The 15,677-nt window shown below is 59.7% G+C and carries 13 protein-coding genes; 3 read left to right on the forward strand and 10 right to left on the reverse strand.

The genetic code is table 11. The features are described 5' to 3' along the window. Window positions 1-23: 23 nt before the first annotated feature. Both LG383_RS07980 and LG383_RS07985 read right to left on the reverse strand, forming a co-directional pair. Entirely contained in the window at window positions 24-1,415 is a 1,392-nt protein-coding gene (locus LG383_RS07980; protein ID WP_225758781.1) for a NarK family nitrate/nitrite MFS transporter, read from the reverse strand. Between the two features lie 199 nt (window positions 1,416-1,614). Then, window positions 1,615-2,190, reverse strand: a complete 576-nt coding sequence (locus tag LG383_RS07985; RefSeq protein ID WP_225758782.1) for a TetR family transcriptional regulator — start codon at window positions 2,188-2,190, stop codon at window positions 1,615-1,617. 116 nt (window positions 2,191-2,306) lie between these two features. Between LG383_RS07985 and LG383_RS07990 the strand changes: the two genes are divergently transcribed. Next, entirely contained in the window at window positions 2,307-3,794 is a 1,488-nt protein-coding gene (locus LG383_RS07990) for an MFS transporter (RefSeq protein ID WP_225758783.1), read from the forward strand. Window positions 3,795-3,931: 137 nt separating this feature from the next. Here the strand turns inward: LG383_RS07990 and LG383_RS07995 are convergent, their stop codons facing one another. The 7 genes from LG383_RS07995 to LG383_RS08025 are packed head-to-tail and all read right to left on the reverse strand — an operon-like array spanning window position 3,932 to window position 10,378. Beyond that, window positions 3,932-5,158: a Zn-dependent hydrolase gene (locus LG383_RS07995; protein ID WP_225758784.1), complete on the reverse strand. Its 1,227-nt coding sequence runs from the start codon at window positions 5,156-5,158 to the stop codon at window positions 3,932-3,934. Then, window positions 5,155-5,637 (reverse strand): L-2-amino-thiazoline-4-carboxylic acid hydrolase, encoded by a 483-nt coding sequence (locus LG383_RS08000; RefSeq protein ID WP_106992903.1) that lies wholly within the window; start codon window positions 5,635-5,637, stop codon window positions 5,155-5,157. The genes LG383_RS07995 and LG383_RS08000 overlap by 4 nt, the downstream gene beginning before the upstream one ends. A 17-nt stretch (window positions 5,638-5,654) precedes the next feature. Continuing rightward, a complete protein-coding gene (locus tag LG383_RS08005) occupies window positions 5,655-6,812 on the reverse strand; it encodes a branched-chain amino acid ABC transporter substrate-binding protein (RefSeq protein ID WP_225758785.1) in 1,158 nt (385 codons plus the stop codon). A 23-nt stretch (window positions 6,813-6,835) separates the two neighbouring features. Continuing rightward, on the reverse strand, window positions 6,836-7,555 hold the full coding sequence (locus LG383_RS08010) for an ABC transporter ATP-binding protein (RefSeq protein ID WP_106992901.1): 720 nt from the start codon (window positions 7,553-7,555) through the stop codon (window positions 6,836-6,838). Beyond that, window positions 7,548-8,315 carry an ABC transporter ATP-binding protein gene (locus LG383_RS08015; RefSeq protein WP_225758786.1) on the reverse strand — a complete coding sequence of 256 codons (768 nt, stop codon included), beginning with the start codon at window positions 8,313-8,315 and terminating at the stop codon, window positions 7,548-7,550. Before LG383_RS08015 ends, LG383_RS08010 begins: the two co-directional genes overlap by 8 nt. Further along, on the reverse strand, window positions 8,312-9,418 hold the full coding sequence (locus LG383_RS08020) for a branched-chain amino acid ABC transporter permease (RefSeq protein ID WP_225758787.1): 1,107 nt from the start codon (window positions 9,416-9,418) through the stop codon (window positions 8,312-8,314). The genes LG383_RS08015 and LG383_RS08020 overlap by 4 nt, the downstream gene beginning before the upstream one ends. 9 nt (window positions 9,419-9,427) lie before the next feature. Beyond that, window positions 9,428-10,378, reverse strand: coding sequence for a branched-chain amino acid ABC transporter permease (locus LG383_RS08025; RefSeq protein WP_225758788.1), 951 nt, complete (start codon window positions 10,376-10,378; stop codon window positions 9,428-9,430). A gap of 171 nt (window positions 10,379-10,549) precedes the next feature. On the opposite strand from LG383_RS08025, the gene LG383_RS08030 reads away from it, so the two are divergent. Beyond that, on the forward strand, window positions 10,550-11,482 hold the full coding sequence (locus LG383_RS08030) for a LysR substrate-binding domain-containing protein (RefSeq protein WP_106992897.1): 933 nt from the start codon (window positions 10,550-10,552) through the stop codon (window positions 11,480-11,482). A 35-nt stretch (window positions 11,483-11,517) separates the two neighbouring features. Here the strand turns inward: LG383_RS08030 and yddG are convergent, their stop codons facing one another. Then, a complete protein-coding gene (gene yddG / locus LG383_RS08035; RefSeq protein ID WP_225759518.1) occupies window positions 11,518-12,405 on the reverse strand; it encodes an aromatic amino acid DMT transporter YddG in 888 nt (295 codons plus the stop codon). Window positions 12,406-12,627: 222 nt separating this feature from the next. Here yddG and fdnG point away from each other — a divergent pair, with 222 nt between their 5' ends. After that, complete coding sequence (fdnG, locus tag LG383_RS08040; protein ID WP_225758789.1) at window positions 12,628-15,675, forward strand: formate dehydrogenase-N subunit alpha; 3,048 nt, start codon at window positions 12,628-12,630, stop codon at window positions 15,673-15,675. Window positions 15,676-15,677: the final 2 nt, after the last annotated feature.

The following is a 15,677-nucleotide window of genomic DNA, read 5'->3' on the forward strand; positions in this document are numbered from 1 at the left end:
CTCACAAAAAATTGAACTACTCGTTATGGTTTGACGTGCTTCTGACGACGGCCATACACCAGCCAGGTGATGAACACGCAGACGATGTAGAACACCAGGAAGACCTTCATCGCTCCTACCGGCGAGCCGGTCATTGCCAGCGAGGTGCCGAAGGCTTTAGGAATGAAGAACCCGCCGACGGCGCCGATGGCCGAGATAAAGCCCAGCGCAGCGGCGGTGTCGGTAACGGCCTCTTTCTGGGCCTGCTCGTCCGTGCCGCCGTGCAGTTTGACTCTATAGACGGTGATTTGCCGGAAGATGACAGCGATCATCTGGAAGGTGGAGCCGCTGCCGAGCCCGGCGGTGAGGAACAGCCCCATAAACACCAGATAAAAGGCGGTAAAGTTGCCGGAGCCGGTGCCCGGCAGGGTAAGAAACAGCAGGGCGCTGAACAGCGCCATAAAGATAAAGTTCACCAGCGTGACGCGCACTCCGCCGAGCTTATCGGAGATCACCCCGCCGGCAGAGCGCGCCAGAGCGCCGATCAGCGGGCCGAAGAAGGCCAGATGCAGGATATTGACGTCCGGGAACTGGGTTTTCGACAGCATGGCGAAGCCCGCAGAAAAGCCGATAAAGGAGCCGAAGGTGGCGAGATAGAGCAGGCTCAGCAGCCACAGGTGCAGGCGCTTCAGCACCGGCAGCTGGCTGGCGATGGTCGCCTTCGAGCTGGCGATATCGTTCATGCCGAAGAAGGCGGCAAGGGTGGCCAGCAGCAGCAGCGGGGCCCAGATCCAGGCGGCGTTGGCGAGGAACAGCGTCGAGCCATCCTCCTGCGGCACGCCGTGGACCCCGAGGAAGGTAAACATCGGCAGGAAGATCACCACCGGGGCCGCCATCTGCATCACGCTGACGCCGAGGTTGCCCAGCCCGCCGTTAATACCCAGCGCGCTGCCCTGTTTGGCTTTGGGGAAGAAAAAGCTGATGTTGCCCATGCTGGAGGCAAAGTTCGCCCCGGCAAAACCGCACAGCAGGGCAATAGTAATAAATACCGCATAAGGGGTAGCCGGATTTTGTACCGCAATACCGAGCCAGACGCAGGGAATAATCAGAATAACGGTGCTTAATACTGTCCAGTAGCGGCCACCAAATATGGGCACCATAAAGGAGTAGGGTACGCGTAATATGGCCCCGGAGAGCGATGGCAGAGCGGTTAACATAAACAGCTGATCGGTGGTGAAATTAAAACCCACCTTATTCAGGTTTACCGCCACTGCGCTAAATAACATCCAGACGCAAAATGCCAGCAGTAGACAGGCAACCGAAATAACTAAATTTCGTCGCGCAATGGGTTTGCCTTTATTTTCCCAAAATGCCGCGTTTTCCGGTTTCCAGTTGCTTAACAAATAATGATTATTCTTCTCAGCTTGTTGTGACATATTACCCTCTTGCATATCCGTAAATGGCAGAAAGAGAAATACAATCAGGCAGTTGCCTGAACTTTTGATGAGAAATTATTAGATGTGTTTTGGGAGTCTTCTGAAAGGATAGAGAAAAAAAGCGAACCCATGAGTTTATAAGGGAGAAGAGGGTCCGCTTAATGTGTTACAAATCGTAACAGTTAAGAAAGACTGATGATTAACCCAGTTCCAGGGTAATAAGCGTCTCAAGATGTCGATTAAACGCGGCGTCATCCATTTCTGGCATGGATAAAACGTATAAGCCGTCCAGCCCGCAGACCAGACCAATCAGCCGCCAGGCAATGTTTTCAGGACTATCTTTCAGCCTGAAGGCGTTCTGTTGTTCACCCGCCCGTATGATGGCGACCGTCTCCTGATGCCACATCTCCATGGTTAACACATAAGCGCCTTTTATTTCTGCATCGCGGGCGGCTAGCAGCTGGGCTTCCCGCCACAGACGAATATAGGGTTCAAAACTACGGTCGTCGCTGCCGAGCATGGCATGCAGCTTTTCGCGCCAGCTGGCGTTTGCTGCCACCACCTCAGCATCCAGCAGATCGCGGATCAGGCGGATAAAGGCCTGTGACTTGAGTTCGCCTGCGGAGGCAAAATGGTGATGGACCTGACCCGTCGCCACTTTCGCTTCGGTGGCGATCCGTCTCACGGTCATCGCGGTAAAGCCGTCGCTCAGCGCCACGCGCATCGCCGCCTGCATGATCTCTTCCCGCCGCTCGTCCTTGCTCAGATAGCTCATTCTTTTCACTCTCAACTGGGGGACAACGAGTGTAACAAAAAAGCTGGACACGCGTTCAACTTTCCGTAGGATCGCAAACTGGACATGTGTCCAGGTTTGGAAGAATAAGGATAGTTATGTTTCGTCAGTGGTTAGCGTTAGTGATTATTGTGCTGGTCTACATCCCGGTTGCGATTGATGCCACAGTGCTCCACGTCGCCGCCCCGACGCTGAGCATGACCCTGGCTGCCAGCGGCAATGAACTGCTGTGGATCATTGATATCTACTCGCTGGTGATGGCCGGGATGGTGCTGCCGATGGGGGCGCTCGGGGATCGCATCGGCTTTAAACGGCTGCTGATGATGGGCAGTACCCTGTTTGGCCTCTCGTCGCTGGCGGCGGCGTTTGCCCCGACTGCGGGGTGGCTGATTGCCGCGCGGGCCTCGCTGGCCATCGGGGCGGCGATGATCATTCCTGCCACCCTGGCCGGGATCCGTACGCTGTTTCCGGATGCGCGCCAGCGCAATATTGCCCTTGGGGTCTGGGCCGCGGTGGGGTCCGGCGGGGCGGCTTTTGGCCCGCTGGTGGGCGGGATGCTGCTGGCGCACTTCTACTGGGGATCGGTATTTTTGATCAACGTCCCGATTGTGCTGCTGGTGGTCTCCCTGACGGCGCGGTTTGTTCCGGCCCAGCAGGGGCGACCTGAGCAGCCGCTGAACATCACCCATGCCCTGATGCTGATCGTGGCGATTTTGCTGCTGGTCTTCAGCGCTAAAACAGCACTGAAAGGGGAGCTCTCCCCGTGGCTGGTGGCGGGCACGCTGCTGATCGGAGCGGCCATGCTGTGGACCTTTGTCCGCATCCAGCTCCGCGCCCCTACACCGATGATCGACATTCGCCTGTTCGGCCACCGCATTATTCTCAGCGGCGTGGTGATGGCGATGACGGCGATGATCGCCCTGGTGGGGTTTGAACTGTTGATGGCCCAGGAGCTGCAGTTCGTGCACGGCTTCACCCCGTTTGAGGCGGGGATGTTTATGCTGCCGGTGATGGTCGCCAGCGGCTTTAGCGGCCCGATTGCCGGGGTGCTGGTGGGCCGTCTGGGGCTGCGGATCGTGGCGACCGGTGGTATGGGATTAAGTGCGCTCAGCTTTATCGGGCTGTCTACGCTGGATTTCAGCACCCAGCAGTGGCAGGCCTGGTGCCTGATGGTGCTGCTGGGCTTTAGCGCCGCGAGCGCGCTGCTGGCGTCGACCTCGGCGATCATGGCCGCCGCGCCAAAAGAGAAGGCCGCCGCGGCCGGGGCGATTGAAACCATGTCCTACGAGCTGGGAGCCGGGCTGGGGATCGCGATCTTTGGTCTGCTCCTGACCCGCAGTTTCTCGGCGTCGATTGCATTGCCGCCGGGGCTGGATGTATCACTGACGGATCAAGCGTCATCTTCTATCGGTGAGGCGGTAAAGGTGGCTCAGGATCTGACGCCGTCGCTGGCGGAGTCGGTGATTGAGGCGGCGAAAACCGCGTTTATCACCTCACACAGCGTGGCGTTGGGCAGCGCAGGCGCGATGTTAACGGTACTGGCGATCGGGATTTGGTTTAGCCTGGCGAGGGTCGCGCAGCGGTAAAAAATGCCCGGCGGCGCTGCGCTTGCCGGGCCTACGGTGTGCTCCCTCTCCCTGTGGGAGAGGGTTGGGGTGAGGGCAACCGGCCGCACAAAATTACGAATCGTAGGCCGGATAAGCGCAGCGCATCCGGCGTTTTTTTATGGCTCCTGCGCTGCGCTCAGCACGCTATGCAGCAGCACGTTGGCGCCTTTCTCTGACCATTCCGGCAGGATCTTTTCGGCTTCGTTATGGCTGATGCCTTTTACGCACGGAATAAAGATCATGCTGGCAGGGGCGATTTTGCTGATATAGCAGGTATCGTGCCCGGCACCGGACACCATCGGTTTTGCCGAATAGCCTAATGCAGCCACTGCCTGCTCGCTGCGCGCCAGGCAGGCGGCATCAAAGTTGATGGGCGAATAATCGAAAATACGCTCCACCTCTGCCGTGATGCCACGCGCGGCAAGGCTCTCCGCCGCCTGGTGCAGGGCGGCTTCCATCGCCACAAGCGCCTCGCGTTGCGGATGACGGAACTCGACGCTGCACACCACCCGGGAAGGGACCACGTTGCGCGAGTTCGGCGTGATTTCCGCCATCCCAATCGTCGCCCGACCGTCAGGCGCATGCTGATAACCAATGGCTTCCACCTTCAGCGCCAGCTCCGCAAAGGCGGTTAAGGCGTCGCGGCGGCTGTGCATCGGTGTGGTACCCGCATGGGCGGCAAAACCGTCGAGGGTGATGGTAAACCAGCGCTGGCCCATTGCTGCACGCACCAGCCCGATATCCACGGCTTCATCTTCCAGGATTGGCCCCTGTTCAATATGCAGTTCGTAGCAGGCGTGGATCGGAAAGGCGCGGGCAGGGCGTTCGCCGCGATAGCCGATAGCTTCCAGCGCTTCACGCACCGTGATTTTTGCGCTGTCGGTACGGGCATAAGCAAACTCCTGCGAGAGTTGCCCGGCCCAGACGCCGGAGGCCAGCATCGCCGGGGCAAAACGCGCCCCTTCTTCGTTGGTCCAGTTCACCAACACGATATCGCGCTCGGTTTCAACCTGATGGTCGTTCAGGGTACGGAGCAGCTCCAGCCCGGCCAGCACGCCGTAGATCCCGTCATAGTTGCCGCCGAGGGGCTGGGAATCCACGTGCGAGCCGGTCATCACCGGGGAAAGAGTGGGATTCTTGCCCGCACGGCGGATAAACATATTGCCCATGCTGTCGACGTCACAGGAAAACCCCGCATGCAGCGCCCAGTCGCGCAGCAGGTTGCGGGCAAGCTTATCCTCATCGCTCAACGCCAGACGGGTGACGCCTCCGGCGGGGGTGCCGCCGATCTGCGCCATCCTCTCCAGCGTCGACCATAGCCGGTCGGCGTTCACGCGGATCATGCTTTGTCCTTCGTGCTGCGGTAGCGGAAGTCACAGCACTTACCGCCCTGCATGATGGTGGTGGTGCGGGTCAGCTCCACGTCCGGCGCGTAACCGACGATGAATTTCTCATCACGGGCGCACGACAGCAGGTGGCCGATCTCGCCCAGGCCCATCTCGTGATACATCTCGGCATAGCGGCAGCGGGTGACGTTGTAGTTGTACTGCTGGTCGTCGGCGTCGATCACCTTCACGTCGAGGGCGTTATCTTTCTCCCACAGATATTGCAGGGCGATAAAGCTCTTCACGTCCGCGCCGTTCGGCTCCTGACTGGCAAACTCTTTGCCAGCGTTAATGGCGGCCTGCTCAATGGCCTCGCCAATCACCGCCTGGGCACGGGTCTTGCCGATCTCGCGCACCAGGATCTCGTAAATTGGCTTAATAATTTCTGCTTCAATTTTGCGGCGGGCGAGAATGCCCAGCTCATTATTATCACTCATCACATTGCCTCACTGCGTTACTTAGCTTTTGCGCCGCCGAGTACGGTTTGCGGCTGCCATTTGCCATCGACCACTTTATAGACGGTGAACGACGGGGCTTTCAGGTTGCCCTGATCATCAAAGGCGATCTGCCCGGTGACGCCGGAGTAGCTGATGGCGCGCAGGGCAGGCAGGTACTCGGCCGGATCCACCGAGTCGGCTTTCTCCATCGCCGCTACCAGCACGCGCGTTGCGTCATAGGCGAACGGGGCGTGCAGTTCGATATGGGTGTGGTAGCGGGACTGATACGCCTGTTCGAACGCTTTGCCGCCAGGCATCTGGTCCACCGGCAGGCCCGGCTCCAGCGCCACCACGCCTTCACCCTCTTTCTGCGCCAGCTGCAGGAAGGTCTGGCTGACAAAGCCGCCCGCGCCCATCAGGGTGGCGTTCATCCCCAGCTGTTTGATACGACGCGCCAGCGGTGCCGCCTGGCTGTCGACGCCGCCGAAGAAGATCAGATCGGCGTTCTTGCTGCGAATGGCGGTCAACACGGCGCTAAAGTCGACGGTTTTGTCGTCAACGTACTGGCGGTCGACAATTTTCACGCCCTGAGCGTCCAGAGATTTAATAAACTCGTCGGCAAGCCCCTGACCGAAGGCGGTACGGTCGTCGATCACCGCGATGCGTTTGGCTTTCAGGGTATCGATGGCGTACTGCCCGGCAAACTGGCCGCCGTCATCGTCGTGGCCCATCACGCGGAAGCTGGTGTCGAAGCCCTGTTTGGTATAGGCGTGGCCGGTCGCGACCGGAGCTACCTGGGCGATTCCGGCATCGTGATAGACGCGTGCCGCCGGGATGCTGGTGCCGGTGTTCCAGTGTCCGACTACCCCCGCCACGTCACTGTCCACCAGACGCTGGGCCACGGCCACTGCGGTACGCGGATCCGACTGGTCATCTTCGGACTGCAGTTTGAAGGTCACCGCTTTGCCGCCGATGGTCGGGTGCTGCTTGTTGATGTCGTCAATCGCCAGCTGGGCGCCGTTCTCCAGGTCTTTACCGATACGGGCAGAGGGGCCGGTGAGCGGGCCCGCCAGGCCAATCACCACGGTTTCGCTGTCGGCGGCCCAGGCTCCGGTTGAGGCAAACCCGCTGAGCAGAATAGCGGCGCTGAGGGCGCTGATTTTTACGGTTTTCATTGTTATTCCCTGATGTTGGTGTGTTAAACGGGCATTTCGCCCAAATAAATCTGTGCAATCTGGTCGTCGTCGAGCATCGCTTTCGATTCGCCATGATGAACGATGCTGCCGCTATCCATCACCCAGGCCTGGTCGGTCACTTCCAGCGCCAGGCGGGCGTTCTGCTCGATCAGCAGCAGGGCGACGCCGCGCTCGCGCAGCCCGGCGATCACCGCAAAAATGTTCTCCACCATCTTCGGCGCGAGGCCCATCGACGGCTCGTCGAGGATCAGCAGGCGTGGTCGGCTGAGCAGGGCGCGGTTAAGGGCTAAAAGCTGCTGTTCCCCGCCGGAGAGCAGCCCGGCCAGCTGATGCTGGCGTTCGCCGAGGCGCGGGAAACGGTCGAAAATCTCGTCCATCTCCTGCCTCACTGTGACAGTGTCACGGCGCAGCCAGGCGCCCATCTGCAGGTTCTCCAGCACCGTCATACGGGCGAAGATGCCGCGACCTTCCGGGACCATCACTAACCCGTCGCGCAGCAGCGCTTCGGCTTTCTGTTTGCGCACCGGCTTGCCGTTAAATTCGATATTGCCGCCAAAACGCTCCAGCCCGGTGATGGCCCGCACGGTGGAGCTTTTGCCCGCGCCGTTAGCCCCGATCAGCGTGGCCTGTTCGCCTTCATGCAGGCTAAAGGAGACGTCGCGGACCGCCTGGATCCCGCCGTAATGCACGTCGAGACGTTCCACTTTGAGTAATTCAGACATGGGCATTACCTCCCAGCCAGGCGGCGATCACCGCCGGGTCGCGTCGCACGCTGTCCGGGGTGCCGTTGGCCAGCGTTTTGCCGTAATCCAGTACCGTCAGGCGATCGCAAATGCCCATCACCAGCTTCACATCGTGTTCAATCATCAGCAGGGTTTTTCCGTCATCACGTATGCGGATCAGCAGTTCGCCCAGGGTGCCTTTTTCGGCGGCATTCATCCCGGCGGCGGGTTCATCCAGCGCCAGCAGCAGCGGATCGGTAGCCAGCGCCCGGGCAATCTCCAGCCGCCGCTGATGGCCATAGGCCAGGTCGCAGGCGCGGTAGTGGGCGAACTTCGCAATGCCGGTGTACTCCAGCCAGTGCCAGGCCTGCTCCAGGGTCTGCGCCTCTTCTTCCCGGGCGCGCTTGTGACGGCTCAGCGCCGCCCACAGCCCGTTGCGGGTCCGCACGTGGCGACCGACCATGACGTTTTCCAGTACCGACATCTCGTTAAACAGCCGCACGTTCTGGAAGGTACGGGCGATGCCCGCAGCGGTCACTTTCTCGATCTGCGTCGGGAAGTAGGGTTTATCGGCAATGGCGAACTCCCCGCTGTCGGCCGGATAGAGCCCGGTGATCAGGTTAAAGCAAGTAGTTTTGCCCGCGCCGTTGGGGCCAATCAGGCCGTAGATCTCGCCCTTGTTAATCGACAGCGAGACGTTATCGACCGCCGTCAGGCCGCCAAAGCGTTTGGACATATTGTTTACGGTTAACAGGCTCATGCTTGCACCTCCTTGTGGCGCTTCGGCCAGATGCCCGACGGGCGAACCAACATCACGCCCACCAGTGCCAGGCCGTAGAACAGCTGACGCAGGATCTCCGGGTCAATCAGCACCGAACCAAACAGCGCCTGCTGCACCGGTGCCGCCTGGCTGCGCAGCAGCTCCGGCAGAGCGGTGAGCAGCACCGCGCCGAGGATCACTCCGGGAATGTGGCCCATCCCGCCCAGTACCACCATCGCCAGTACCGCAATGGACTCCTGCAACGTGAAGGATTCCGGGGAGACAAAGCCCTGGAAGGCACCGAACAGCGCCCCGGCCACGCCGCCAAAGGAGGCACCCATGGCGAAGGCCAGCAGCTTAAAGTTGCGCACGTTGATGCCCATCGCCCGGGCGACGTCTTCATCTTCACGGATGGCGTGCCACGCCCGGCCAATGCGCGAGTGTTGCAGGCGCAGGCAGACAAAAATGATCCCGACAATCACCAGCATCAGCAGGTAGTACCACAGCCACAGGGCCGGGACTTTGACGCCGAACCAGTGGTAAACCCCGCTGAACTTGAGGCCGAACAGGTTGAGGGTATCGACGCCGGTTATGCCTTTCGCGCCGTTGGTGATATTCACCGGGCGGTCGAGGTTACGCATCAGGATGCGGATGATCTCCCCGAAGCCGAGGGTGACGATGGCCAGGTAATCCCCGCGCAGCTTCAGCGTCGGGGCACCGAGCAGAATGCCGCATACCGCCGCCACCAGCGCCGCAATAGGGATAATCAGCAGATACGAGGTGTGCAGCCCGTCCGGGAACCAGAGGTTGAGGATCGGGAACACCTCCGCCAGATGCGGGGAGGCCAGCAGCGCCGCCAGATAGGCCCCGACGGCGTAGAAGGCGATAAAGCCCATATCCAGCAGGCCGGTGTAGCCGACCACGATATTCAGCCCCAGGGCCAGCATGATGTAGAGCAGGGCGAAGTCGATCACCCGCACCCAGTAGTTGCCGCCCAGTTGGCTAGCCACCACCGGTGCAAGGAGCAGGGCAAGGACAAACAGCGTCATGCCGGACCAGAGTTTACGGCGGGTCGCCGGGGTTTTGAGTTCAATGGCAGTCATATTTTTCCCTTACGCCCTGTGCGCCACGCGCTCGCCCAACAGACCCGCCGGACGGAAGACCAGCACCAGAATCAGCACGATAAAGGCAAACACGTCCTGGTAATTACTGCCGAACACGCCGTTCGTCAGCTCGCCCAGATAGCCCGCACCCAGCGCTTCGATAATGCCCAGCAGGATCCCGCCAATCATCGCCCCGCGAATATTGCCGATGCCGCCCAGTACCGCTGCGGTAAAGGCTTTAATCCCGGGCAGGAAGCCCATCGAGAAGCTGGCGTTGCCGTAGTTGCTGGCCATCATCACCCCCGCCAGAGCGGCAAAGATGCCGCCGATGGCAAAGGTCAGGGTGATGATCGCATTGGGATTGACCCCCATCAGGGTGGCGACGCGCGGGTTTTCCGCCACCGCGCGCATGCCGCGGCCGAGGCGGGTGTACTCCACCAGCAGCCACAGGCCGGTCATGACGATCAGGGCCAGCGCCACGGTCACGATACCGGTGACGGTGACAATCGCCGGGGGATGCACTTCACTGCCCGCGGTGATGGCAATCGGGTCCATCGGCAGGATCTGCGGGAACATCAGCGGATTTCGCGACCAGATAATCATCGCCACGGTTTGCAGCAGCACCGACACGCCAATCCCGGAGATCAGCGGTGCCAGACGCGGGGCATTACGCAGGCGACGATAGGCGAAGCGCTCAACCGCCATCGCCAGCAGGGCGCAGACCGCCATGGCGATCAGCAGCGCAAAGCCGAGCTGCAACAGCTGCGGCATGGCCGGGAAATAACCGTTGAGGAGATTCAGGGCCGACAGGGTGGTCAGCGCCCCGACCATCAAAATATCGCCGTGGGCGAAGTTAATAATGCGCAAAATGCCATACACCATGGTATAGCCCAGCGCGATCAGCGCGTAGATGCTGCCCAGCATCACGCCGTTGATCAGTTGTTGTATGAGAGTGTCCAACGTTCCTACCCGACAAATTGCTCTTTTCAGCGGGTAACATCTAATAATTGAATTAAATTGTGAAATACGCATATATTCTTTCTTATGATTTTTGGAGCTTGCGTTATCTGATTGATTTTTAAGGTGACGATAAATGGCTGAATAACCTGATTATCCATAACAGATCAATATATGAATAAAACAGAACAATCCCTGACGTTGTCAGCCTTTGCCGAGAGTCGACTGGCGAACGATCCGCCGCTGCGGGCGGTTCGGGCCTTCGAGGCGATAGCCCGGCTGGGCAGCGTGACCCAGGCGGCCCAGGAGCTGGCCATCTCGCCCTCGGCGGTCAGCCATCAGCTGAAAGTGCTGGAAGGGTATTTGCAGATGCCGCTGACCGAACGCCAGGGACGTGGACTGATCCTCAGCCAGCAGGGGCGGGACTATTACCGCTCCATCCGCGCGGCCTTTAACGTCCTGCGTCAGGCCACCGGGCATCTGCTTGAGCAGGTGCAGACCCGCCAGGTGACCATCAGCCTGATCCCGCTGTTTGGCATGGGGTGGTTTATCCCGCGCCTGCCGGGGTTTATGCGGGCGAACCCGCAGACCGAGATTAACGTGGTCTACGCCAACCACCGCAACTACCTGAGCGACGCCTCGGATATGTCGATCCGCTTTGGAAACGGGCAGTGGGCGGGCTATCAGAGCGAGAAGCTGATCTCCGGGCAGATGGTGCCGGTCTGTAGCCGGGCCTTTTTGCGCCTGCACGGGCATATCGATACCCCCGAACAGCTGCTGCAGATGCCGCTCCTGCATGATGAGGAGCGCGCCACCTGGCAGCAGTGGTTTGTCCAGCAGGGGGTAAAACGCCCCCTGCGCCGCAGCGGACCGATGTTTGAAGACGGGCTGTTAACCCTGGCGGGGGTGCAGGCGGGACTGGGCTGCGCGTTGATGCGCGAGCCGCTGATTGCGCCCTATCTTGAGAGTGGTGAACTGGTGAAGATTTTTGACCTGCCGATCGACGATGGCCGGGATTACTACCTGTGCGTGCGTCAGGACGGCGAGATGAGCCAGGACGGGAAGTTGCTGCAGAGCTGGCTGCGGCGTGCGGCGGGGCAGGAATAGTTACACCAGAGCAACAACGCCACCCGGCGTTGCCCTCAACCCACCCGCGCCCGCGTAGCATACCAGCACAGCAGCGACCCGGCGCACACCATCAGCGCTCCCTGCCAGAAGCTAAACGACAGGGGCGCATTGAGTAGCACCGCCGCCAGCGCCGCTGACAGCACTGGGGTAAAATAGGAGGCCGCTGCCAGCAGCGTCACATTGCCGTGCAGAATGCCGATATTCCACGACGCATAACCAAACCCCAGCGCCACGCCGCACATCAGCAGCTTGATCACCACCGGCACGCTAAACACCATCTCCGGCTGATCGCTGAAAACATATTTAACCCACAGGGTCAGGGCCGTCAGCAGCACAAACAGCGTGATCCCGTTCTGCCCGTTCGCATATTTACTGGTCACGGTGCAGTAGGCCGCCCAGATAAAGGCCCCGACAAAGGCCAGGCCGTAACTTAGCGGGTTGGAGATGACATTGCGGGCAATCTCCGTCGGATTGAGTCCATTTTCGCCGCCCAGTACCCAACTGACGCCCAGCAGGGAGATAAGCAGCCCGGGGATCACCCACAGGGTCGAGCGCTGGCGGTTAAACAGAATGGCAAACACGATGGTCAGGCTCGGCCAGAGATAGTTAACCATGCCTACCTCAATCGCCTGGTGTCGGGTAGTGGCGTAGCCTAACGACAGGGCGAGACAGATCTCATAGCTGACAAACAGCACGCTGCCGGCCATCAGGTAGCGGGGCGAGAAACGTCGCAGATTGGGAAACCCGACCGTGACCAGACAGAGTAAACCGCTGAGCGTGTAGATCATCGCCGCGCCGCCTACCGGGCCCAGCCCCTCACTCACTCCCCGGATCAAGCCGACCATCGTGCTCCAGAGCACAATCGCGGCCAGCCCGATGAGTGTGGCTTTTTTTCTGTCCATCATTTTCCCATTGCCATGACATTTTCAGGGGCAAATTTATAGCACTGTTTCAGTACCTTCCGCGAATTAATCTCCTCTCCGCTACTCCTTAAGCAGTAACAAAACGGCCCCCCGCTGACTATTAAGAGGGCGAAGTTTTCCGATATTGATTTGCCGCAAAAAAAACAGGGGCTTTGCTGTTAGTTTTCCGCCGGAATTCTCAATGATCTAACGAGGACAGCAATGGACGTCAGCCGCAGACAGTTTTTTAAAATCTGCGCGGGCGGTATGGCCGGTACGACAGTGGCTGCTTTAGGGTTCGCTCCCAAAATGGCGCTGGCTCAGGCGCGCAACTATAAGTTGCTGCGCGCGAAAGAGATCCGTAACACCTGCACATACTGCTCCGTGGGATGCGGGCTATTGATGTATAGCCTGGGTGATGGCGCGAAGAACGCCAAAGAGTCGATTTATCATATTGAAGGCGACGCGGATCATCCGGTCAGCCGTGGGGCGTTATGCCCGAAAGGGGCGGGGCTGCTGGACTATGTCCACAGCGAAAACCGTCTGCGTTACCCGGAATACCGCGCGCCGGGTTCCGACAAATGGCAGCGACTCTCCTGGGATGAGGCCTTCACCCGGATTGCGAAATTGATGAAAGCCGACCGCGACGCCAACTTCGTTGAGACCAACGACCAGGGCGTGACGGTGAACCGCTGGACCTCCACCGGGATGCTGTGCGCCTCGGCGGCAAGTAATGAAACCGGCATGCTGACGCAAAAATTTGTGCGCTCCCTCGGCATGCTGGCGGTAGATAACCAGGCGCGCGTCTGACACGGACCAACGGTAGCAAGTCTTGCTCCAACATTTGGTCGCGGTGCGATGACCAACCACTGGGTTGATATCAAAAACGCCAACGTCGTGATGGTGATGGGCGGTAACGCCGCTGAAGCTCATCCAGTGGGATTCCGCTGGGCGATGGAAGCGAAAAACAATAACGATGCGACGCTGATCGTCGTCGATCCGCGCTTTACGCGTACGGCATCGGTGGCTGATATCTATGCGCCCATCCGCTCCGGCACGGACATTACGTTCCTCTCCGGCGTGCTGCTGTACCTGATCGAAAACAACAAAATTAACGCCGAGTACGTTAAGCACTACACCAACGCCAATCTGCTGGTGCGGGAAGATTTTGCCTTTGAAGACGGGCTGTTCAGCGGCTACGACGCCGAAAAACGCCAGTACGATAAATCTTCCTGGAACTATCAGTTTGACGAGAACGGCTATGCCAGACGCGATGAAACCCTGACCGACCCGCGCTGCGTGTGGAACCTGCTGAAACAGCACGTCTCCCGCTATACGCCAGAGGTGGTGGAGAACATCTGCGGCACGCCAAAAGCCGATTTCCTGAAAGTGTGCGACGTGCTGGCCTCCACCAGTGCCGCGGACAGAACCACGACGTTCCTGTACGCGCTGGGCTGGACGCAGCATACCGTCGGGGCGCAGAACATCCGTACTATGGCGATGATCCAGCTGCTGCTCGGCAACATGGGCATGGCCGGTGGCGGGGTCAACGCCCTGCGCGGACACTCCAACATCCAGGGTCTGACCGATCTCGGTCTGCTGTCGACCAGCCTGACCGGCTATCTGACGCTGCCGTCCGAGAAACAGACCGATCTGCAGAGCTATATGACGGCGAACACGCCGAAAGCGACGCTGCCTGACCAGGTGAACTACTGGAGCAACTATCCGAAGTTCTTCGTCAGCCTGATGAAATCTTTCTACGGCGATGCGGCACAGAAGGAGAACGACTGGGGCTTTAACTGGCTGCCGAAATGGGATCAATCCTATGACGTCATCAAGTATTTCAACATGATGTCGAAAGGCCAGGTCACAGGCTATATCTGCCAGGGCTTCAACCCGGTGGCATCGTTCCCGGATAAGAACAAGATTGTCGCCAGCCTCAGCAAGTTGAAGTACATGGTGGTAATCGATCCGCTGGTGACCGAAACCTCGACCTTCTGGCAGAACCACGGCGAGATGAATGACGTGGACCCCACCTCGATTCAGACCGAGGTCTTCCGTCTGCCGTCCACCTGCTTCGCGGAAGAGGACGGCTCCATCGCCAACTCCGGCCGCTGGCTGCAGTGGCACTGGAAAGGACAGGATGCCCCGGGCGAAGCGCGTAACGACGGCGAGATCCTGGCCGGGATTTACCATCGCCTGCGCGAGATGTACCGCACCGAAGGCGGCAAGGGCGTCGAGCCGCTGCTGCGGATGAGCTGGGATTACAAACAGCCGGATCATCCTGAATCGGAAGAGGTGGCGAAAGAGAACAATGGCTACGCGCTGGCGGATCTCTACGACGCTAACGGTGTGCTGATCGCGAAGAAAGGCCAGCTGCTGAGCAGCTTCGCCCAACTTCGTGATGACGGCAGCACCGCGTCGTCGTGCTGGATCTACACCGGGAGCTGGACCGAGCAGGGCAACCAGATGGCCAACCGCGATAACGCCGACCCGTCAGGGCTGGGCAATACGCTGGGCTGGGCCTGGGCGTGGCCGCTCAACCGTCGCGTGCTCTACAACCGCGCCTCGGCGGACATCAACGGTAAGCCGTGGGATCCAAAACGGATGCTGATCCAGTGGAACGGGACGAAGTGGACCGGGAACGATATTCCGGACTACAACACCGCCGCGCCGGGCAGCAACACCGGGCCGTTTATCATGCAGCCGGAAGGGCTGGGACGTCTGTTTGCCATCGACAAGCTGGCAGAAGGGCCGTTCCCGGAACACTACGAACCGATGGAAACGCCGCTGGGCACCAACCCGCTACACCCGAACGTGGTCTCCAGTCCGGTGGTGCGAGTCTACGAGGAAGATGCCGTGCGGATGGGCAAGAAAGACAAGTTCCCGTACGTCGGCACCACCTATCGCCTGACCGAGCATTTCCACACCTGGACCAAGCATGCGCGACTGAACGCTATCGCTCAGCCGGAACAGTTTGTCGAGATCAGCGAGACCCTGGCGCAGGCCAAAGGGATTGCCAACGGCGATCGCGTCAAGGTCAGCAGCCAGCGCGGGTTTATTCGTGCCGTGGCGGTGGTTACCCGTCGTCTGCAGGCCCTGAACGTTCACGGTCAGCAGGTAGAAACGGTGGGTATTCCGCTGCACTGGGGCTTTGAAGGGGTGGCGCAGAAGGGCTATATCGCCAATACCCTGACGCCTGCGGTAGGGGATTCCAACTCGCAGACGCCGGAGTATAAGGCGTTTCTGGTCAACATCGAGAAAGCATAAGG

The organism is Leclercia sp. Marseille-Q4284 (assembly GCF_916618945.1).
GTDB lineage: Bacteria > Pseudomonadota > Gammaproteobacteria > Enterobacterales > Enterobacteriaceae > Enterobacter > Enterobacter tamurae.

Coding starts and splice junctions, on each gene's coding strand:
- LG383_RS07980 (WP_225758781.1), bottom strand. CDS start 1,415: ATGTCACAACAAGCTGAGAAGAATAATCATTATTTGTTAAGCAACTGG.
- LG383_RS07985 (WP_225758782.1), bottom strand. CDS start 2,190: ATGAGCTATCTGAGCAAGGACGAGCGGCGGGAAGAGATCATGCAGGCG.
- LG383_RS07990 (WP_225758783.1), top strand. CDS start 2,307: ATGTTTCGTCAGTGGTTAGCGTTAGTGATTATTGTGCTGGTCTACATC.
- LG383_RS07995 (WP_225758784.1), bottom strand. CDS start 5,158: ATGATCCGCGTGAACGCCGACCGGCTATGGTCGACGCTGGAGAGGATG.
- LG383_RS08000 (WP_106992903.1), bottom strand. CDS start 5,637: ATGAGTGATAATAATGAGCTGGGCATTCTCGCCCGCCGCAAAATTGAA.
- LG383_RS08005 (WP_225758785.1), bottom strand. CDS start 6,812: ATGAAAACCGTAAAAATCAGCGCCCTCAGCGCCGCTATTCTGCTCAGC.
- LG383_RS08010 (WP_106992901.1), bottom strand. CDS start 7,555: ATGTCTGAATTACTCAAAGTGGAACGTCTCGACGTGCATTACGGCGGG.
- LG383_RS08015 (WP_225758786.1), bottom strand. CDS start 8,315: ATGAGCCTGTTAACCGTAAACAATATGTCCAAACGCTTTGGCGGCCTG.
- LG383_RS08020 (WP_225758787.1), bottom strand. CDS start 9,418: ATGACTGCCATTGAACTCAAAACCCCGGCGACCCGCCGTAAACTCTGG.
- LG383_RS08030 (WP_106992897.1), top strand. CDS start 10,550: ATGAATAAAACAGAACAATCCCTGACGTTGTCAGCCTTTGCCGAGAGT.
- yddG (WP_225759518.1), bottom strand. CDS start 12,405: ATGGACAGAAAAAAAGCCACACTCATCGGGCTGGCCGCGATTGTGCTC.